17 protein-coding genes and 1 tRNA gene are annotated in these 18,664 nt (G+C 63.4%); 7 read left to right on the top strand and 11 right to left on the bottom strand.

Features of this window, described 5'->3' with window-relative positions:
* Window positions 1-188 precede the first annotated feature (188 nt).
* The 4 genes from AFIDRAFT_RS06045 to AFIDRAFT_RS06030 all read right to left on the bottom strand — a co-directional run bounded on the left by AFIDRAFT_RS06045 (window position 189) and on the right by AFIDRAFT_RS06030 (window position 2,430).
* A tRNA-Arg gene (locus tag AFIDRAFT_RS06045) sits at window positions 189-265 on the bottom strand.
* A 354-nt stretch (window positions 266-619) separates the two neighbouring features.
* Window positions 620-1,024 (bottom strand): YccF domain-containing protein, encoded by a 405-nt coding sequence (locus AFIDRAFT_RS06040; RefSeq protein WP_009338379.1) that lies wholly within the window; start codon window positions 1,022-1,024, stop codon window positions 620-622.
* Between the two features lie 30 nt (window positions 1,025-1,054).
* Complete coding sequence (locus AFIDRAFT_RS06035; protein ID WP_009338378.1) at window positions 1,055-1,318, bottom strand: Ada metal-binding domain-containing protein; 264 nt, start codon at window positions 1,316-1,318, stop codon at window positions 1,055-1,057.
* Window positions 1,319-1,329: 11 nt separating this feature from the next.
* Entirely contained in the window at window positions 1,330-2,430 is a 1,101-nt protein-coding gene (locus AFIDRAFT_RS06030; RefSeq protein WP_009338377.1) for an NADH:flavin oxidoreductase/NADH oxidase, read from the bottom strand.
* A gap of 94 nt (window positions 2,431-2,524) precedes the next feature.
* Between AFIDRAFT_RS06030 and AFIDRAFT_RS06025 the strand changes: the two genes are divergently transcribed.
* The gene (locus AFIDRAFT_RS06025) at window positions 2,525-3,673 is read left to right on the top strand and encodes a DUF3095 domain-containing protein (RefSeq protein WP_009338376.1); all 1,149 of its coding nucleotides are present in this window, start codon (window positions 2,525-2,527) and stop codon (window positions 3,671-3,673) included.
* 6 nt (window positions 3,674-3,679) lie between these two features.
* Here AFIDRAFT_RS06025 and AFIDRAFT_RS06020 read toward each other — a convergent pair whose 3' ends face one another.
* From AFIDRAFT_RS06020 to AFIDRAFT_RS06000, 5 genes are all read right to left on the bottom strand, one after another.
* Entirely contained in the window at window positions 3,680-4,345 is a 666-nt protein-coding gene (locus AFIDRAFT_RS06020) for an MBL fold metallo-hydrolase (RefSeq protein WP_009338375.1), read from the bottom strand.
* A 61-nt stretch (window positions 4,346-4,406) separates the two neighbouring features.
* Window positions 4,407-4,964: a biliverdin-producing heme oxygenase gene (locus AFIDRAFT_RS06015; RefSeq protein WP_009338374.1), complete on the bottom strand. Its 558-nt coding sequence runs from the start codon at window positions 4,962-4,964 to the stop codon at window positions 4,407-4,409.
* 19 nt (window positions 4,965-4,983) lie between these two features.
* Window positions 4,984-5,214 (bottom strand): hypothetical protein, encoded by a 231-nt coding sequence (locus tag AFIDRAFT_RS06010; RefSeq protein ID WP_009338373.1) that lies wholly within the window; start codon window positions 5,212-5,214, stop codon window positions 4,984-4,986.
* 107 nt (window positions 5,215-5,321) lie between these two features.
* Entirely contained in the window at window positions 5,322-5,894 is a 573-nt protein-coding gene (locus AFIDRAFT_RS06005) for an ActR/PrrA/RegA family redox response regulator transcription factor (protein ID WP_040298113.1), read from the bottom strand.
* 91 nt (window positions 5,895-5,985) lie between these two features.
* Entirely contained in the window at window positions 5,986-7,317 is a 1,332-nt protein-coding gene (locus tag AFIDRAFT_RS06000; RefSeq protein ID WP_009338371.1) for an ActS/PrrB/RegB family redox-sensitive histidine kinase, read from the bottom strand.
* A gap of 150 nt (window positions 7,318-7,467) precedes the next feature.
* Here AFIDRAFT_RS06000 and AFIDRAFT_RS05995 point away from each other — a divergent pair, with 150 nt between their 5' ends.
* Window positions 7,468-8,793, top strand: coding sequence for a polyhydroxyalkanoate depolymerase (locus AFIDRAFT_RS05995; protein WP_009338369.1), 1,326 nt, complete (start codon window positions 7,468-7,470; stop codon window positions 8,791-8,793).
* Between the two features lie 254 nt (window positions 8,794-9,047).
* On the top strand, window positions 9,048-9,887 hold the full coding sequence (locus tag AFIDRAFT_RS05990) for a M48 family metallopeptidase (RefSeq protein WP_156786850.1): 840 nt from the start codon (window positions 9,048-9,050) through the stop codon (window positions 9,885-9,887).
* A gap of 15 nt (window positions 9,888-9,902) precedes the next feature.
* Here the strand turns inward: AFIDRAFT_RS05990 and AFIDRAFT_RS05985 are convergent, their stop codons facing one another.
* Both AFIDRAFT_RS05985 and AFIDRAFT_RS05980 read right to left on the bottom strand, forming a co-directional pair.
* The gene (locus AFIDRAFT_RS05985) at window positions 9,903-12,173 is read right to left on the bottom strand and encodes a transglycosylase domain-containing protein (protein ID WP_009338366.1); all 2,271 of its coding nucleotides are present in this window, start codon (window positions 12,171-12,173) and stop codon (window positions 9,903-9,905) included.
* Window positions 12,174-12,276: 103 nt separating this feature from the next.
* The gene (locus AFIDRAFT_RS05980; RefSeq protein ID WP_040297847.1) at window positions 12,277-15,108 is read right to left on the bottom strand and encodes a [protein-PII] uridylyltransferase; all 2,832 of its coding nucleotides are present in this window, start codon (window positions 15,106-15,108) and stop codon (window positions 12,277-12,279) included.
* A gap of 178 nt (window positions 15,109-15,286) precedes the next feature.
* On the opposite strand from AFIDRAFT_RS05980, the gene AFIDRAFT_RS05975 reads away from it, so the two are divergent.
* The 4 genes from AFIDRAFT_RS05975 (at window position 15,287) to AFIDRAFT_RS05960 (ending at window position 18,664) form a co-directional block, all read left to right on the top strand.
* On the top strand, window positions 15,287-16,261 hold the full coding sequence (locus AFIDRAFT_RS05975) for an aliphatic sulfonate ABC transporter substrate-binding protein (protein ID WP_009338362.1): 975 nt from the start codon (window positions 15,287-15,289) through the stop codon (window positions 16,259-16,261).
* A 146-nt stretch (window positions 16,262-16,407) separates the two neighbouring features.
* The gene (locus tag AFIDRAFT_RS05970) at window positions 16,408-17,253 is read left to right on the top strand and encodes an ABC transporter permease (protein WP_040297845.1); all 846 of its coding nucleotides are present in this window, start codon (window positions 16,408-16,410) and stop codon (window positions 17,251-17,253) included.
* Between the two features lie 3 nt (window positions 17,254-17,256).
* The gene (locus AFIDRAFT_RS05965) at window positions 17,257-18,039 is read left to right on the top strand and encodes an ABC transporter ATP-binding protein (RefSeq protein WP_009338358.1); all 783 of its coding nucleotides are present in this window, start codon (window positions 17,257-17,259) and stop codon (window positions 18,037-18,039) included.
* A 112-nt stretch (window positions 18,040-18,151) separates the two neighbouring features.
* Entirely contained in the window at window positions 18,152-18,664 is a 513-nt protein-coding gene (locus AFIDRAFT_RS05960) for an OsmC family protein (protein ID WP_009338356.1), read from the top strand.

Raw genomic sequence — 18,664 nt, 5'->3', positions numbered from 1 at the left:
GTCGGTAGAGGTGGATGGCCGCGGTCTCCAGTCCTTCAAGTCGCTTTGGGCGGGGCAGACGTGTCGCATCACCTGTTCACTCGGACGTCCGCTTGTTGGACCCGGGCACGTCATCTCAACGACCGACTTTACGCGCAGAGCTACCGTCTCTGTCTTGGTGCCCAGCTTTGCTCTGGAGTGGTGGAAAATGGCGCGCCCGACACGATTCGAACGTGTGGCCTCCACCTTCGGAGGGTGGCGCTCTATCCAGCTGAGCTACGGGCGCATTTCACTTCGCTTAATCCTATTGACCTCCGGCGGTCAACGGATTCAGATATTTTCAACCGATCCTCTCGTTCCAAGCGTCCAACGCATCGTGCTGGTAGTCGCTGCGCTACGCGCTTGTTCGCTTTTCCTCTCTGGAAACTGCTTACGCGGTGCTTACGCGAAGAATCTTCCAGATAAGGTAGCTTACTGAGAGAACGTCAACCTACTGAAACTCGTTTCCTTTTTCGACTTCCTTACAAACCAAATCCCCTTGACGTCAGCCTTCGGAGGGCAACGCTCTATCCAGCTGAGCTACGGGTGCCTGATGTCCCTTTATCGGATCGCGCCGGTCTCGGCAACGCGAACCTGAGGGTTACGCCGGGACGATGGTCTTGCCGATCGGCCACAGCGCGATGCCCGCGAGCTTGAGGTGCGCCCACGCAAACGGCAGGCCGACGATGGTGATCGCCATCAAGAGTGCGGTGCCGAGATGGCCGAGCGCCAGCCACCAGCCCGCCAGAATGAACCAGATAATGTTGCCGATCACCCCGAGCGGCCCGGTACCGACATCGGAACGGCCGGTGACCATTTCACGAGAGATCGCGCGCTGGCCGAACGGAAACAGCGTGTAGCCCGCAATCGTCATGGCCGCGCGCGCCCATGGGATGCCGATGATGGTGATTGCCATCAGCACGGCCGCGACCATCCAGCCGACCGCCATCCAGAAGCCGCCGAGCACGATCCAGAGAATGTTCAGGAGAAGCGAAACCGGAGACATGTGCGGCCCTCGTGGTTTGCGTTGCGCGCGTCACGTTTTTCGTGCGCGCCACGCTCGATATTGGGTCGGCAGGCAGACCGCGCAAGGACGGTATCCGGCGCCAATCGCGCTGGCCTCGTCGGCGAAGAACACCCTGTGCCGCCGGTAGGTGTCGCCCTTGGTGAGTGCAAGGGTGGCGGTGCGGCAATCGAGGCGGCCATAGATGCGCTGCTTTTTATGACCACCGAACTGCCCCGGTGCGGTGCTGTCATAAAACGCGCCGTCAGGCCCGAGCAGGCGATAGGTTTTGGGCATGCCGGTCGCCGTCAAGGCGCGTCGAACAAATCCGAATGGCCGTGCGGGGCGCAGCGCAGATATTGCGGCGGTGCGTGAACATGATCGCCAAGCTCGGCGGCGGCGTGCCACGGCCAGCGCGGATCGTACAGCGCGGCGCGTGCCAATGCGATCGCATCGGCCTGACCCTTGGTGAGAATCTCTTCCGCCTGCTTGGGCTCGGTGATGAGACCGACCGCGATGGTGGGAATGCCGGCCTCGGCGCGGATGCGCTCGGAGAAGGCGACCTGATAGCCCGGGCCGAGCTTGATCTGCTGCGAAGGCGTCAGCCCGCCGCTGGACACGTGGATCACGGGGCAGCCGCGGGCTTTCAATTGTTTCGCGAAGGCAATTGAACCATCGACATCCCAGCCGCCATCCGCCCAGTCGGTCGCGGAGAGGCGGACCCAGACCGGTTTGTCCGCCGGAAATGCCGCGCGCACCGCGTCATAGATTTCGAGTGGAAACCGCATCCGGTTCTCCAGGCTGCCGCCATATTGATCGGTGCGTGCGTTGGAGAGCGGTGACAGGAACTGATGCAGCAGATAGCCGTGCGCGGCGTGAATCTCGATGCCGTCGAATCCGAGTTCGGCTGCGCGCTTTGCCGCGCGCACGAAATCGTCGCGCACGCGCGCAAGTCCCTGTGCATCGAGTGCGGTCGGCGGATTTTCTCCTGCCGCGAAGGGAAGTGCGGAGGGCGCTTCGGTCTGCCAGCCGTCTTTCCCGCCCGGCGGAATCTGCCCGCCGCCTTCCCACGGCACCTTGGTCGAGGCCTTGCGGCCGGCATGGGCGAGCTGGATGGCGACCTTGATCGGCGAATAAGCGCGCACCGCATGTAGCACGCGCGCCAGCGCCTTCTGATTGGCATCGGAGTAGAGGCCGAGATCCTGCGGCGAGATGCGGCCTTCGGGCGATACGCCGGTGGCTTCCAGAATGAGGAGGCCCGCACCGGATAGCGCCAGATGGCCGAGATGGATCATGTGCCAGTCGGTGGCGCTGCCGTCCTCGGCGGAGTATTCGCACATCGGTGCGATGATAATGCGATTGGAGAGGGCAAGCTGGCCCAGGTGCCAGGGTGTGAACAGTTCACTCACGTGTGATCTCACTATCGTTGGTGCGGCGGACTTGGTAGCAGACCGCACCGCATGATCCAAATGAGACAGAAGAATGAACCGGAGCGAAAACGGAATGAATCGGGACAATGATGCCGCGTTCTATTCCGGCATTCCGGTATTCGATGATTTCGGCCGGCTGATGGAGCCGTCGTTCTACCGTCCGCTGCCGGACGGCTGGCTGATCGGCACCGCCGACATCGTGCGTTCGACGGAGGCGATCGCCAATCAGCGGTACAAGGCCGTGAACATGGCGGGCGCGGCGGTGATCGCGGCGATGACCAATGCGATGGAGTTGCGTGATTTTCCGTTCGTGTTCGGCGGCGACGGCGCGAGCTTCGCTGTGGCGGCCGCCGATCGCAAGATTGCCGAACGTGCCCTCGCAGAAACAGCCGCATGGGTGAAGGAGGCTCTCGATCTCACCATGCGCGTCGCGCTTATTCCAATCGAGGCGATCCGCGCGGAGGGGCTCGATGTGAGCGTGGCGCGCTATGCGCCGTCACCCAATGTCTCTTATGCGATGTTCGAGGGCGGCGGCCTCAAATGGGCCGATGCCGCGATGAAGCGGGGCGCGTTCGCGGTGCCGCAAGCGCCGCGTGGCAGCCATCCCGATCTCACCGGCCTGTCCTGCCATTTCTCCGAGATCATGTCGGCGCGCGGTGTGATGCTGTCGATTCTCGTCGTGCCGCATGGCGAGGATAAATCTGCATTCCGTGCGGTGATCGAAAGAATGCTGGCGCTGGTGGAGATGAGCCCGGAGGGGGGCCGTCCGATCCCGCCGCAAGGCCCGCCGCGCCGCTGGCCTGCGCCGGGCGTGGACTACGTCGCGCGCACTCGCCAACGCGGCCCCTTGTGGTGGCGGCGCATCGCCGTCACGGGATGGACGCTGTGGCTCTACGTGCTGTTTCGCTTCAATCTGCGCGTCGGTGGATTTTCCGCGCCGGTCTATATGCGCGAGGTGGTCGAGAACTCCGACTTCCGGAAATACGACGACGGCTTGCGCATGGTGATCGATTGTTCGCCGCCGACCGCGCGCGCGATCGAAACGCTGCTGACCCGCGCGGCGGACATGGGCACGATCCGCTACGGCCTGCACCGGCAGGATGCCGCGCTGATGACCTGCTTTTCGCTGCCGCAGGCGCAGGCCGGGCATTTCCATTTCATCGACGGCGCGCGCGGCGGCTATGCCTCGGCGGCGGTCGCGCTCAAGGCCGCGATGGAGTGACGGCGCTCACGCCATGCCGGTGAGGAACGGATTGGTCAGCCGTTCCTGGCCGATGGTCGAGCCCGGGCCGTGGCCGCAGATGAAGCCGACCTCGTCGCCGAGCGGCAGCACCTTGTCGCGGATCGAGGCCAAGAGCGTCTCGTGATCGCCGCCGGGCAAATCGGTGCGTCCGATCGAGCCGTTGAACAGCACGTCGCCCATGATCGCGAATTTCATGGCCGGGTTGAAGAACACCATGCTGCCCGGCGAATGGCCGGGGCAATGCAGCAGCTCGAACGTCAGTTCGCCGACGCTGACCTTGTCGCCTTCGCTGAGCCAGGTATCCGGCGTGACGTCGCGCAGGCCGGTGAGGCCGTAGCGCCGCGCGCTGTCCACGACATGATCGAGAAGAAACTTGTCGGCGATGTGCGGGCCGGTGATCGGCACCTTGAGATGCTCGCGCAGCTCGTCGGCGCCGCCAACATGATCGACATGGCCATGGGTGAGCCAGATGTGCTCGACCTTGACCCCGGCCTGCTTGATCGCGTTGAGGATGTCGAGCACGTCGCCACCGGGATCGACCACCACGGCCTTTTTCGTTTGCTCGCACCACAGCAGCATGCAGTTCTGCTGGAACGGCGTGACGGGAATGATGGTTGCGCCGGCCTTGGGCGCTTCGGTCTGCTCGGTCATGCGGCCACAAAGCGCATTTTCCGCTCCCGGCCAAGTGAATTTTAGCGAGTCAATTCGCTGGCTATTCGGCGGCGGTGCTGACGATCGGCACCAATGCGCTCTCGAACATGCCGAACGCAATCTCGGCGCCCTGCACCACGGATCGCGGGTCGTTGAGCGCGGCCGGATGGGTTTCCAGCGCGTCGAGGAATGTCGGCCACAGCCGCTGGCCGAAACCATGCCGCAGATATTTCGTGGCACCGATCGAGCAGGAGTCGGGATATTGCGCGAGGCGCGACAGCATCACGCGCGCGCCCATGCGCAGGGCTTCCAGCACATAGACCGTGCCGAACATTTGTGCAGGGTTGTCGAGATGCGGCTCGGGCAGCGGATCGCAGGACGCATCCATCACGATCAGGTCGTGCTCGAGCGCGGCGGTGCGGGCGCGGCGCGGCCAGTCAGACAGGATGAATGCGACGCCGTTGCGCTCGAGCGCGGCTTCTATGGGGAACAGGGCCTCGGCCTGCCCGCGCAGAAAACTGGCGTAATAGCGCGGCTTGCTGAGGTCGAGCCACGACAGCGCAAGGTCGAGACGCCGGTGGGAGGTGTGGGTCGCTTCGCGGATGAGATCGTGGATCATGGCCCGCTCGCGGATGGTCTCAGGCCCTGGAGGGTCGCGTGACGACGATCTCGCGCGCCGGCACCAGTTCGGCGAGAAGGTCTGCGATATAATTCTTGGTGATCTGCGCGGGATAGGACGGGCGGCCGCACACGGTGACGCGGGGCGCGCCCAGCGGCTTGTCCCAGTCCACGCGGTAGTCTTCCAAGAGGCCGAGCCGCTTGGTGGCTTCGAGACGCGTCGAGATGTCGATGTGGCGGGCTTTGCGCATGGACCGTCGATTGCTCCCTGAATTCACCGGTGCAACGCGGAGCAGCCCAAAAAAGTTCCGGCCCGCTGCGAGCGGGCCGGATGACGAATTCGGATTTGAATTTTGGCTTAGCGCGGCGCGCGCTTGGCCAGAATGCGCTGGAGCGTGCGGCGGTGCATGTTCAGCCGCCGCGCGGTCTCCGAGACGTTGCGGTCGCACATCTCGTAAATCCGCTGGATGTGCTCCCACCGCACCCGGTCGGCCGACATCGGGTTCTGGGGCAATTCCGACTTGGCACCGCCGACCGCGAGCAGCGCGGCGGCAACTTCGTCGGCATCCGCCGGCTTGGCGAGGTAGTCGACCGCGCCGAGCTTCACCGCGGTCACCGCGGTGGCGATGTTGCCGTAGCCCGTCAGCACGATGGCGCGGGCACCCGGGCGCTTGCTTTGCAGCGCGGCCACGACATCGAGCCCGTTGCCGTCACCGACGCGCAGATCGACCACCGCGAAGGCTGGCGGTGACTGTTCGATGGCGGTGAGGCCCTCGGGAACGTTGTCGCAGCTCGTGACGGTGAACCCACGGGTTTCCATCGCGCGCGACAGGCGCTCGAGAAAGGCCTTGTCGTCCTCGACGATCAGCAGGGTGCGGGGCGCGGGCTCGACAGGCAACTGATAGGAAGACGATTGGGTGGCTGCGTACATGGCTTTTCCTTTGTCCATGGTCATCCTATTCCAAATTGATCCGGCAATATGTCGGGTCCCTGCGTCAGAACGCCTCACCCGAGCTTAGTCCTTAAGTAGGACCGCTGACACCGGTTTCAAAGCGCTCGCGCGGCCAGGAAATGGTGACGATCGCGCCATGGTCCGGGAACGGCCGATTGGCAAAACCGACCTTGGCGCCGGTCCGTTCCAGCAGGGTACGGGCGATGAACACCCCGAGCCCCAGTCCGCGATGGCCGCTCCGGCTGTCGCCGACGGCCCGGCGGGAGAGGTAGGGTTCGCCGATCTTCTTGAGGAGGTCGGGCGGGATGCCCGGGCCGTCGTCGGAGATGACGATGTTGACCTCCTCCAGACTCCACCATGCATTGATCTCGACCGCGTCGCGGGCAAAGTCGACCGCGTTCTCGACGAGGTTGCCGATGCCGTAGAGCACCGCTGGATTGCGCAGGCCGACGGGTTCGGGCGGGCTGCCGCCGGAGATGCGGATTTTCAGGTCGATGCCGAATTCGCGATGCGGCGCCACCACCTCCTCGATCAGGTTGGTCAGTGGCATGCGGTCGAACGGCGCGCCGCTTGATGAAAGCTGGGTGATCTTGGCGAGGATGTCGCGGCAACGTTTCGCCTGTTCGCGAATGGTGGCGACGTCGGTGATCAGCGGATCGTCCGGCGCCCGATCCTTCGCGGCGTTCTGCAATTCATTGGCGATCAGGAAGATGGTCGACAGCGGCGTGCCGAGTTCATGGGCTGCTGCTGCGGCGAGCCCGTCGATCTGGGTGAGATGCTGCTCGCGGGTGAGGACCAGCTCGGTGGCGGCGAGTGCGTCGGAGAGCTTGCGGGCTTCCTCGGTCACCTGGAAGGCGTAGAGGCTCGTCACCACCAGCACCATGATGATCGAGAGCCAGACACCAAACATATAGGTTGGCGGCAGCACCAGCGGCTCGTCGCCATTCCACGGCAGCGGCAGATGGAAGAAGCCCAGAATGGTGGCGCAGGTTGCGGCCAGTAGCCCGAGCGCGATGGTGTAGCGGGTCGGCAGCGCCGTCGCCGAGATCAGCACCGGCGCGAGGAACAGAAACGAGAACGGATTCTGCAATCCGCCCGTCAGCATCAGGAGTGCCGCGAGCTCGACGATGTTCATGGCCAGCAGTGCTGCGGCGAATACCGGATCGAGCCGATGCGTCGGCGCGAAGGCGATTTGCAAAGCGAGGTTCAGGCCTGCCGAAAGGCCGATGACGATGAGGCAGGGCAGGATCGGGACTTCGAAGTCGAAGCCCTGCGCCACGATGAAGATCGCGGCGAGCTGTCCCAGAACGGCAAGCCAACGCAGCCGCAGAATCGTGTGCAGACGCACGTCCGGCCGGGGATGCCGGAAATCCGAGTGGAGGGTGTCGCCCATGACCGTCATTTATACGTCAACCCTCGATTGCGGAAAGTTCCGAGTGCCTGAGGCACGCATGATTAAGGGTGAGAAAGCCGGTCGTCACTCCATACGGCGGATTGACGCAGCGAAATGCTGCCATCATGCTATTGCAGCGCAAAATCGAAAGGATTCGCGATGCCGATTGGAGAATTCGGGCGGCCGCCGTCTTTACCAGAGGATGTAGGCGCGCCTGTCGTCTCCCCCATGTACTGGATGTACGAAATGGGACAGGCGTCTCTCAGCCCGGCACGCGCTTTCGCCGACGCCACCAAATTGATGTTCCAGAGCCCGCTCAACCCGCTGGCGAGTACCGAGATCGGCAAATCGATCGCGGCAGGCTGCGAAGTGTTCGAGCGCACGACGCGCCGTTACGGCAAACCGGAATGGCACATCGACCATACTGAGGTGCAGGGCGTCTCCACGCCGGTGGAAGTCAGGACGGTCTGGGAAAAGCCGTTCTGCCGCCTGCTGCATTTCAAGCGCAAGTTCTTGCGGCCGCTGCGCGAGCCGCAGCCGCGCGTGCTGATCGTCGCGCCGATGTCCGGCCACTACGCGACGTTGCTGCGCGGCACGGTGGAAGCGTTCCTTCCCAACCACGAGGTCTACATCACCGACTGGGTCGATGCGCGCACGGTGCCGCTCGCGATGGGACGTTTCGATCTGGACGATTACGTCGACTACGTGATCGAGATGCTGCACGGACTTGGCGGAAACGTGCATGTCGTGGGGGTTTGTCAGCCTTCGGTGCCGGTGCTTGCGGCGGTTTCGGTGATGGAGACGCGCAAGGATCCGTTCGTGCCCGCGTCCATGATCCTGATGGGCGGGCCGATCGATACGCGGCGCAATCCGACCGCGGTGAACAATCTCGCGGCCGAAAAAGGAATGGAGTGGTTCCGCAACCACGTTATCAGCAGAGTGCCGTTCCCTCATCCTGGCTTCATGCGCGATGTCTATCCGGGCTTTCTGCAACTGACCGGATTTGTCAGCATGAATTTCGATCGCCATCTCGAGGCGCATCGCAAGCTGTTCGACAATCTGGTCAAGGGTGACGGCGACCTCGTCGACAAGCACCGCGAGTTCTATGACGAATATCTCGCGGTGATGGACCTTACTGCGGAATTCTACCTCCAGACCGTCGAGGAGGTGTTTGTGAAGCATTCGCTGCCCAATGGCAAGCTGATGCATCGCGGTACGCGGGTTGACCCGTCGAAAATACATCGTGTCGCGCTGATGACGGTGGAAGGCGAGAACGACGACATCTCCGGGTTAGGTCAGACGGAAGCAGCGCACGACCTTTGCACCTCGATTCCAGCCGAGCTGCGGGTGCATTACATGCAGAAGGGCGTCGGTCATTACGGTGTCTTCAATGGTTCGCGGTTTCGCGCCGAGATCCTGCCGCGGATCGCCGATTTCATCGTCTCGGTTCCCGTTGCCGCGAGTTCCAGAGTGGCCGCCGAATAGCCCAGTTGCGAGCAAGATTCGCAGGAAGTGCCGATTTGACGGCCATTTCTGGCTCCGAAGCGCTGCCGTGCGCCGCTCAATTGCTGTAAGTTATTGAATCCTTATCGCTTTCGGCGCTTAAATTCTGTGGCATCAAAGTGACCAGTCTGGATGTCCTGGAATTCGGGTTTTCGGGTAAGAATGAATAGCGAATCTCTGTTCCTTGCCCCCTGATATGGGAGAGGAACCCTCAGGTCCCACGAGATATTGGGCAAATGATTTGTTTTAGCCAAAGCGGATTTCCCTGGCGGCGGATATGGCAGAATCCGGGCGTTCTTCTCGCCCCCGGATCTCCTGACATGGCTTTTCGCGCCCTCCTTTATCGCCGTCCCACCGAACCTCGCACGCTCGCTGTCAAAATTGGCGCAGCGATTTATGCGGTTCAGTTGCGAAGGCACAGGCGCGCGAGGCGATATACCCTGCGCATCCATCCCAGCCGCCGCGAAGCCATCCTGACCATGCCTCCGCGTGGCAATCTGGCCGATGCGAGGGATTTCGCGCAGCGTCATGGCGCCTGGATCGCGGCGCGTCTCGGCGGGTTGCCGAAGGCTGCGCCATTTTCGCCCGGTACCTCGCTGCCGCTGCGTCATGTCGCGCACAAGATCGTGCATCGCGCCGGCGAACGCGGCACCGTCTGGATGGAGACGCGCGACAGCGGCGAGAAGATTTTGTGCGTGGCTGGCGGCGTCGAGCATGTCGAGCGCCGCGTGCTCGATTTCCTCAAGCGCGAGGCGCGGCGGGAACTGACGCGCGCCTCCAACCATTACGCCGAGATGCTGGGCGTGAAGGTGAAGCGCATTTCGATCCGCGACCAGTCGAGCCGCTGGGGATCGTGCACGTCGGCGGGCGCGCTGTCCTACTCCTGGCGGCTGATCCTCGCGCCGCCTTACGTGCTGGATTATCTCGCCGCGCATGAAGTGGCGCATCTGGTTGAAATGAACCATTCCACGCGGTTCTGGCGGGTGGTCGGGAAAATCTGCCCGCAGACCGAACGCGCCAAGAAGTGGCTCGATGCCCATGGCAACGATCTGCATCGCTATGGCGTGAAGGACTAGGCGAGCTGCTTCAGTCTATCGACCGCCGAACAGCCTATCCATCAACCAGCCGCCGCCGGACAACCCGGCGTCGGCTTCCGGCCGTCCCGAGGTTTGCGCTGGTTGTGGTCGCGCATTGCCGTTGCGAGGCGGGTAGGCAGGCTGGCTGTAGCGCCCCGCGCCATACGACGGCTCCCTCGCATAGGTGGCCTGATCCGTCGGAGCCGGGCCGAGATGCTGTGTCGGCGCACTGCCGCCGTGCGAGAACGACTGGAAGAAATCGCTGACCGGGTTGCCCGATTGCGGCACCGGCAGGTTCGCGACCGGCACGCCCTGATGCGCGGCCCTCATGAACCGCGTCCATACTTCGACCGGCAGGCCGCCGCCGGTGGCCTTCTTGGTCGGAGAACTGTCGTCGTTGCCGAGCCAGACGCCGGTGACGAGATGCGCGGTGTAGCCGACGAACCAGGCGTCGCGGAAATCCTGGCTGGTGCCGGTCTTGCCTGCGGCATACCACCCCGGAATGTCAGCCTTCTTCGCGGTGCCGATCACCAGCGTCTCGTGCATCATGCCGTTCATCATCGCGACGTAGCGCGGGTCGATCACCTGCGAGGCGGGATCGAGCGGACGTACATAGAGAACCTTGCCGGTGTCGGCAGCTTTGATGCGCGTGATGACATGCGGCGAGACGGCGATGCCGTTATTGGCGAAGGTAGCGTAAGCGCCGACAAGTTCAGTCGGAGAGACTTCCGAGGTGCCGAGTGCGATCGTGGCATTCGGCTCGAGCTTGGAGGCGATGCCGAGACGATGCGCGGTGCGTACCACGTTTTGCGGGCCAACTTCGAGGCCGAGCCGTACCGCCACAGTGTTGAGCGACATCGCCAGCGCCTGCGTCAGCGTGACGGGTCCGAAATACTGGTGGCTGTAGTTTTCCGGCTTCCATCCCTTGACGTCGATCGGCGCGTCCTGACGGACGGTGTCCGGCGTCAGCCCCGCTTCCAGTGCGGTGAGATAGACGAACGGTTTGAACGCCGAGCCCGGCTGCCGCCGTGCGGTCACCGCGCGGTTGAACTGGCTTTCGGCGTAGTTGCGCCCGCCGACCATGGCACGCACTGCGCCATCCGGCGTCATTGCGACCAGCGCGCCCTGGCTGACATTGTACTTCACGCTCTTGGCGGCAAGCTCGTCGATGATGGACGCTTCCGCCACGCTTTGCAGTTTCGGATCGATGGTGGTTTCCACCACGATGTTCTGGTCGACCTGGCCGATCAGGTCGTCGAGCACTTCGCCGATCCAGTCCGCGACGTAGTTGATGGTGCCCGCGCCCGTCGGCTTGATCGCGAAGGACGGATGCGCGAGGGCCGCCTTCTGCTTCGCGGGCGTGATCAGCTTGGCGTCCACCATCGCTGCGAGGACGACATCGGCGCGCTTCTCCGCGCCTTCCGGATTGCGGTTGGGCGCAAGCCGCGACGGCGATTTGACGAGGCCGGCGAGCATAGCCGCCTCGTACAGCGTCACGTCCTTCGCGGGCTTGCCGAAATATTTCTGCGCCGCCGCTTCGACGCCATAGGCGCCGGAGCCGAAATAGACGCGGTTGAGATAAAGCTCGAGGATCGTCTTCTTGCTGTATTTGCGCTCGAGCCACAGCGCGAGTTCGGCTTCCTGCAGTTTCCGCTGCAGCGTGCGCTCCTGAGTCAGGAACAGGTTCTTGGCGAGCTGCTGCGTCAGCGTCGAGCCACCTTGTGAAACGCCGCGGTGCAGCACGTTAGCGATCGCGGCACGCACGATGCCGATCGGATCGATGCCGAAATGCGAATAGAAGCGCCGGTCCTCGATAGCGATGAAGGCGTTCGGCAGATAGGGCGGCAGATCCTTCAGCGAGACGTTGGCGCCTGGCATCTCGCCGCGCGTGGCGATGACGGAACCATCGGTTCCAACGATCTGGATCGTCGGCGGCCGCTTTGGAATTTCCAGCGAACTGATCGAAGGCAGGTGTGCGCCAACCCAGATCACGCCGCCGACGGCGGCGATCATCGCCCACAGGCCAAGGACGACGCCCCAATAGGCGATGCGGCCGAAGCGCTTGCGGAAAGGAACCTTGCTGGCGCGGCTGGATCGGCTTTTGGAGGCCTTGCGTTCGCGGGGTTCGGGTTTCTCGCGGCGCGCACGCACAGGCGGCTCGTCCTCCTCGTCCTCAAAATCGCTGTTGTCGCCGACGCGGTCGCTGCGGTTCAGGCGCAAGCCGTCGAGGGACGCCTTGCCCTCGAATTTCGGTTCGCGGCGTCCGCCTGATTTCTTCCGCGCCATCCGCTGTGTCCGTGCCTCTCTCCGGTGACCGGGTTGGAAGCTAACGGCGGCGGTTTAAGGGCAGGTTACTGGCTGGTTAACGCCGGTTAGCACTCTGGGCCACTTACGCCACGCCTCGGGTCGTATCGGGATTGGCAAGAAGGTGCACCAGCGCCCGCTTGATCGCGGCCTGCCGTGTCGGCGCGGTGATCTGCGCACCCATCAGGTCGGTGACATAGAACACGTCGCGGACGCGCTCGCCGAAGGTCGCGACATGCGCCGAGCCGATGTTGAGGCTGAGCTTCGAGATCGCGGTGGTGAGCTGATAGAGCAGGCCGGGCCGGTCGAGGCCGGTGACCTCGATCACGGTATAGACATCCGACCACTGGTTGTTGATGACGACCTCCGGCTCGACCACGAACACTTTGGTCTTCGCCCGAGCCTGCGTGCGGCGCGCCATCACCTCGGGCAGGCGCACCTTGCCTTCCAGAACCTGCTCGATCATCTCGCCGATCCGCGAGGCACGGCGGGCTTCGTCTTCGTTGCGGTCGTATTCGCGCGAGATCGCGATGGTGTCGAGCGCGAGGCCGTCGGTGGTGGTGTAGATCTGCGCGTCGACGATATTGGCGCCATTGGCCGCGCAGGCGCCCGCGACGATCGAAAGCAGCCACGGATGGTCCGGCGCGAGCAATGTGAGTTCGGTGACGGCGCGGCCTTCCTCGAAGCCGACTTCGATTGCGAGCTTCTTGCCGCTGGCGTCGGCGCTCTTGATGAAGCGCGCGTGATGAATCTTGCGCGGCAGATCGACCTTGAGCCAGTAGGCCGGATATTGCCGGCTGATATAGGCGTCGAGTTCGGCTTCCGGCCAGTCACTGAAGGCGTTGCGGAATTCGGCATGCGCAACGTCGACGCGGCGGGCGCGATTGACCTCGGAGAAGCCGCCGGTCAGCGCAGGTTCGGTTTCATAATAGAGCGTACGCAGAAGCTGCGCCTTCCAGCCATTCCACACGGCGGGACCGACGCCCCGGATGTCGGCGGTGGTGAGGATGGTGAGCAGTTTCATCTGTTCGACCGATTGCACGACAGCCGCGAAGTTCTCGATAGTCTTGCGGTCCGACAGATCGCGCGACTGCGCGACGGTGGACATCGTGAGGTGCTCCTGAATGAGCCACGCGATCAGTTCGGTCTCGGCGGCGTTGAAGCCGAAGCGCGGGCACAGTCGCCGCGCGACCTTCGCGCCGGCGATGGAGTGATCCTCGGGCCGGCCCTTGGCGATGTCGTGCAGGAACACGGCCATGTAGAGCACCGAGCGATGCTCAGGCCGGATCTTTTTGAACAGGTCGTTGGCGAGTGCGAACTCCTCGTGGGTCCCCGCTTCGATCTCTTGCAGAATACCGACGCAGCGGATCAGGTGCTCGTCCACCGTGTAGTGATGATACATATTGAACTGCATCATCGAGACGATCTTGCCGAAGGTGCGGATGAACTGTCCGAGCACGCCGGTCTCGTTCATGCGCCGCAACACCGTCTCCGCGTCCGGTGAGGTGAGGATCTCCATGAACAGAGCGTTGGCTTCGGGGTTGTCGCGGACCTGTGGCGTAATCAGGTTCAGTGAGCGCGTCACCGCGCGCATCGCATCGGGATGGAAATCGAGGTTGTTCTTCTGCGCGAGGCGGAAAATGCGGATCAAGTTGACCGGGTCGTGCTTGAAGACATTCGGGGCCGCGAGATTGATGCGGGCATTGTCGACGATGAAGTCCTCGGTGCCTGCGATCTTGCCGCGACGCTTGTGGGGCCGCAGCCGCGCCATCACGCGGTTGAGCACCGGTGCGGGTTTGGCTTCCTGTTCCTCCAGCTTGGCGCACAGGATCGCGGTGAGGCCGCCGACCTGCCGGGCTACCATGAAGTAATGCTTCATGAAGCGTTCGACATCCTGCATGCCGGGATGCTCGGTGTAACCGAGCCGTTGCGCGATCTCGCGCTGGATGTCGAACGACAGCCGCTCTTCGGCGCGGTTGGTCTGGAAGTGGATGTTGCAGCGGACCGACCAGAGGAAATCCTCGCAGCGGCGGAAGGTGCGATATTCGACGGCGTCGAAAATACCGCGCTTGACCAGTTCACTGGCGTCGCGGACGCGATAGACGTATTTCGCGATCCAGAACAGCGTGTGCAAATCGCGCAAGCCGCCCTTGCCGTCCTTGACGTTCGGCTCGACCAGATAGCGTGATTGTCCGGCGCGGGTGAGCCGCTCCTCGCGTTCGGCGAGCTTGGCGGCGACGAATTCGGACGCCGTGCCCTGCACCACATCCTTGTCGAAGCGCATCATCAGCTCGTCGTAGAGGTGCCGGTCGCCGATCAGATAGCGGCTTTCGAGGATAGCGGTGCGGATCGTCATGTCGGCGAGCGCCTGACGAATGCACTCGTTGACGGTGCGGGTGGCGTGGCCGACCTTCAGTCCCATGTCCCAGAGACAATAGAGGATGACTTCAGCGACCTGCTCGCCCCACGCGGTCTGCTTGTAGGGCAGCACGAACAACAGATCGATGTCGGATTCCGGCGCCATCAGGCCGCGCCCGTAACCGCCAGTGGCGACGATCGCCATCCGCTCGGAATCGGATGGCGTCGGCGAGCGATAGAGATGCTTCGTCGCCGTCGTGTAGAGAATGCGAATGATCGCGTCGTGCAGCGCGCACAGCCGTTCGGCGGTGCGCCGGCCGTGCCGCTCGTTGAGCAATTCGGCCTGCGCGACGTCGCGGGCGCGCACCAGTTCGGCTTTCAGCAGCTGGGCCATTGCCGAACGGAACGTGTCATCGTGCCCTTCGTGTTTTTCGGCGAGCGCATCGATCCGGCTCATCACCGCTGCGGAATCGAATCCGAGCACGGGTAGCTCGCTGCCGCGTTCGCGCGTGCTGTCGGGCAGGGAGATTTCAAGAGCGGAAGACGACGTGGGGGTCATGGCGCTAGCTGCAAAATAATCGGACTGACGAAGCCCTGGCGCGGGCAAGAACATTCTCTTGTCCGGGCGGGCTTGGAGGCAAACATTCTTCCAGTTGACTCTTGACGATAACGCCTTGAAGAACAAGCGTAATCTTTAGTCACCCTCGCATTAAAATCTTGTCTGATTGGAGCTTCCCATGACCACTCTGTCCCGGCGCATCTTTACTCTCGGCGCCGCCATCGCGCTGCTCGCGCCGGGCGCGGCCCTGGCTGCCGACAAGCCTACCCAGATCGCGATCGATTGGGCGACCTACAATCCAGTTTCGATCCTGTTGAAGAAGCAAGGCCTTCTGGAAAAGGAATTCGCCAAGGACGGGATCAAGATCGTCTGGGTGCAGACGCTCGGTTCGAACAAGGCGCTCGAATTCCTCAATGCGGGCTCGATCGATTTTGGCTCGACGGCGGGATCGGCGGCGCTGGTCGCGCGCATCAACGGCAACCCGATCAAGTCAGTCTACACCTATTCGCGCCCCGAATGGACCGCGCTCGTCACCACCAAGGATTCCAAGATCAAGACCGTCGCGGACCTGAAGGGCAAGCGTGTCGCGGTGACGCGCGGCACCGATCCGCACATCTTCCTGGTGCGCGCGCTGCTCGACGCCGGCCTGACCGAAAAGGACATCACACCGGTGTTGCTGCAGCATCCGGACGGCAAGACCGCGCTGATCCGCGGCGATGTCGATGCCTGGGCCGGTCTTGACCCGATGATGGCGCAGGCGGAAATCGAGGATGGTGCGCGGCTGTTCTATCGCAAGCCCGAGGCCAATACCTTCGGTATCCTCAATGTCCGCGAGCAGTTCCTGAAGGAGCATCCGGATATCGTGAACCGCGTCCTCGCGGTCTATGAGGAAGCGCGCAAATATTCGCTGACACACTATGACGAGTTGAAGGCCGACTTCATCGCAGTGACCAAGCTGCCTGACGCGGTGGTCGACAAGCAGCTCAAGGAGCGCACCGATCTTACCTTCAGCAAGATCGGCGCGCCGCAGCGCGACGCGATCCTTCAGGCGGGTCTGGCGCTGCAGAAGGCTGGCGTCATCGCCGCCGATGTCGATGTGAAGAAGAACACCGACGCGCTGCTCGACGCGGACGTCCAGTTGCCTTCGAACTAAAACAGAGACCCGCCTGCCGTGCCCAATGGGCACGCAGGCGGGAGGCTCCGCATCGATCCCGCCGGCCATGGGCCCGGGCCCCATGCGGAATGGATGATATGCGACGCAAGCCGCCTTGCATTTCGGACCGATAAGCGATCTTTGCTATGGTCATGACGCTTGAAACCTCCACGGCCCCGGCTGCTGAACCAGCCGCGACGGCGCCAAGCCGCCCGCCGCGCTGGATCAAGCCCGCGCTCGGCCTGATCGTGCCGCTCGTGGTCGGGATCGGCTGGGAGATCGCGGTTGCGCGCGGCTGGTCGAACGGCCGTCTGGTGCCGCCGCCGAGCAAGATTTACGAGATGCTGGCGCAGCTTGCCAAAAGCGGCGAACTGAGCCGGCATGTTTTCATCACCACATGGCGTGTCGGCGCGGGGTTTGGGTTGGGCGTGGTATCCGGCACGCTGCTCGGCGCGCTGTGCGGTTATTCGCCTCTGGCGCGGCGGCTGCTCGATCCGACATTGCAGGCGCTGCGTGCGATCCCGTCGATCGCCTGGGTACCGCTGTTCGTGCTGTGGCTCGGCATCTTCGAAATGTCGAAGGTCGCGCTGATCGCGATCGGCGTGTTCTTCCCGATCTATCTCGGGGTGATGGGCGCGGTGCTGAGCGTCGATCGCAAGATCGTCGAGGTCGGGCGCATCTTCCGTCTCTCCGGCCCGGCGATGATCCGGCGCATCCTGCTGCCTGCGGTGCTGCCCTCCTATGTCGTCTCGTTGCGGCAGGGGCTTGGCCTCGGCTGGATGTTCGTCGTCGCCGCCGAATTGATGGGCGCGTCGGAGGGCCTCGGCTATCTCCTGATCGACGGCCAGCAGCTAGGCAAGCCTGCGGAAATTCTGGCGGCGATTATCGTGTTTGCGCTGCTCGGCAAGACCACCGACTGGCTGGTCCAGCTCGCCTTCGCGCCGTTGCTGCGCTGGCAGGATGCCTTCTCCTCGCAGGCAGGAAGGGCATAAGCGATGCTCGTGCTCGATCATGTCGGCAAAACCTATCCGAACGGCGTCAAGGCGCTGCAGGGCTTTTCCGCGCGCATCAAGATCGGCGAGATCGTCGCCGTTATCGGCGGCTCGGGCTGCGGCAAGTCCACTTTGCTGCGCGCCATCGCGGGACTCGATCCCGCGACTTCCGGCGCGATCACGCTCGATGGCGAGGCGATCAAGGCGCCGCACGAAAAGATCGGCATTATCTTTCAGGAGCCCCGGCTGCTGCCATGGCTGTCGGTCGCGGAGAATGTCGCGTTCGGCCTGTCGGACGGCACGCGCGCGCAGCGGCGCGAGCGCGCGGCGGCGGCGCTGGCCCGTGTCGGCCTGCTCGACAAGGCGGCGGCGTGGCCGCGCGAACTCTCCGGCGGACAGGCGCAGCGCGTGGCGATTGCGCGCGCGCTGGTGCCACGGCCTGAAGTGCTGCTGCTCGATGAGCCGTTTTCTGCGCTTGACGCTTTCACCCGTGCCGATCTGCAGGACCATCTGCTCGATCTGTGGGCCGACACGCAGCCGACGCTCGTTCTCGTCACCCATGATGTCGATGAAGCCGTGGTGCTGGCGGATCGGATTCTGGTGATGAAGCCGCGGCCGGGGCGCCTGTTCGAGGAAGTGCGGGTCGATCTCGCGCGCCCGCGCGATCGCGCCGCCCCTGCATTCGAGGCGGTCAAGCTTCAGGTGCTGGAGGCGCTCGATCGTTCGCTCGATCGCGAGAAGCGCCATTCCGTCGACGATCTGCTGACGGCGGGCGAGGGAATTTAGTCGCCTGTGCCGGTGTTATGAATCGGCGCACGGTCTTGTGCCGAAGCTTCCCGCCATTATAGGAAGAGATGAAAACCGGATGGCCGCTGTGGCCATGACGAGGAGACATGCGATGGATTCGAGCGAACTTCGCGCCATGCAGGCGCCGATCAAGAGCCGCTACAAGGAAGATCCGAAGACGGCCCTGATTACCCTGAAGGCCAAGGGTTCGATCGACAATGAAGGCATCGCCTGCAAGGTCGAGACGGGCCGCGCGCTCGCGGTGGCGGGCCTGCATCCGGCGACCGGCGGTTCGGGCCTGGAATTGTGCTCGGGCGACATGCTGCTGGAAGCGCTCGTGGCCTGCGCGGGCGTGACGCTGAAATCGGTGGCGACCGCGATCGACATTCCGTTGAAATCCGGCAATGTCAGTGCCGAGGGCGATCTCGATTTTCGCGGCACATTGGGCGTGGACAAGGAAGCGCCGGTGGGCTTTGCGGAAATCCGCCTGCGCTTCGATGTCGAGACCGACGCGCCGCAGGAAAAACTCGACCAGTTGCTGAAGCTGACCGAGCGTTATTGCGTGGTCTATCAGACCATCAAGAACGGGCCGAAGGCTACGCATGTCTCGATCAACAGGGTGTAA

The organism is Afipia sp. 1NLS2, from assembly GCF_000178995.1.
Lineage (GTDB): Bacteria > Pseudomonadota > Alphaproteobacteria > Rhizobiales > Xanthobacteraceae > Afipia.
Note: the sequence above shows the minus strand (reverse complement) of the source record. Positions and strands in the feature narration are given on the sequence as shown.

Coding starts and splice junctions, on each gene's coding strand:
- AFIDRAFT_RS06040 (WP_009338379.1), bottom strand. CDS start 1,024: ATGTCTCCGGTTTCGCTTCTCCTGAACATTCTCTGGATCGTGCTCGGC.
- AFIDRAFT_RS06035 (WP_009338378.1), bottom strand. CDS start 1,318: ATGCCCAAAACCTATCGCCTGCTCGGGCCTGACGGCGCGTTTTATGAC.
- AFIDRAFT_RS06025 (WP_009338376.1), top strand. CDS start 2,525: ATGAATCGGGACAATGATGCCGCGTTCTATTCCGGCATTCCGGTATTC.
- AFIDRAFT_RS06020 (WP_009338375.1), bottom strand. CDS start 4,345: ATGACCGAGCAGACCGAAGCGCCCAAGGCCGGCGCAACCATCATTCCC.
- AFIDRAFT_RS06015 (WP_009338374.1), bottom strand. CDS start 4,964: ATGATCCACGATCTCATCCGCGAAGCGACCCACACCTCCCACCGGCGT.
- AFIDRAFT_RS06010 (WP_009338373.1), bottom strand. CDS start 5,214: ATGCGCAAAGCCCGCCACATCGACATCTCGACGCGTCTCGAAGCCACC.
- AFIDRAFT_RS06005 (WP_040298113.1), bottom strand. CDS start 5,894: ATGTACGCAGCCACCCAATCGTCTTCCTATCAGTTGCCTGTCGAGCCC.
- AFIDRAFT_RS06000 (WP_009338371.1), bottom strand. CDS start 7,317: ATGACGGTCATGGGCGACACCCTCCACTCGGATTTCCGGCATCCCCGG.
- AFIDRAFT_RS05995 (WP_009338369.1), top strand. CDS start 7,468: ATGCCGATTGGAGAATTCGGGCGGCCGCCGTCTTTACCAGAGGATGTA.
- AFIDRAFT_RS05990 (WP_156786850.1), top strand. CDS start 9,048: ATGATTTGTTTTAGCCAAAGCGGATTTCCCTGGCGGCGGATATGGCAG.
- AFIDRAFT_RS05985 (WP_009338366.1), bottom strand. CDS start 12,173: ATGGCGCGGAAGAAATCAGGCGGACGCCGCGAACCGAAATTCGAGGGC.
- AFIDRAFT_RS05980 (WP_040297847.1), bottom strand. CDS start 15,108: ATGACCCCCACGTCGTCTTCCGCTCTTGAAATCTCCCTGCCCGACAGC.
- AFIDRAFT_RS05975 (WP_009338362.1), top strand. CDS start 15,287: ATGACCACTCTGTCCCGGCGCATCTTTACTCTCGGCGCCGCCATCGCG.
- AFIDRAFT_RS05970 (WP_040297845.1), top strand. CDS start 16,408: ATGGTCATGACGCTTGAAACCTCCACGGCCCCGGCTGCTGAACCAGCC.
- AFIDRAFT_RS05965 (WP_009338358.1), top strand. CDS start 17,257: ATGCTCGTGCTCGATCATGTCGGCAAAACCTATCCGAACGGCGTCAAG.
- AFIDRAFT_RS05960 (WP_009338356.1), top strand. CDS start 18,152: ATGGATTCGAGCGAACTTCGCGCCATGCAGGCGCCGATCAAGAGCCGC.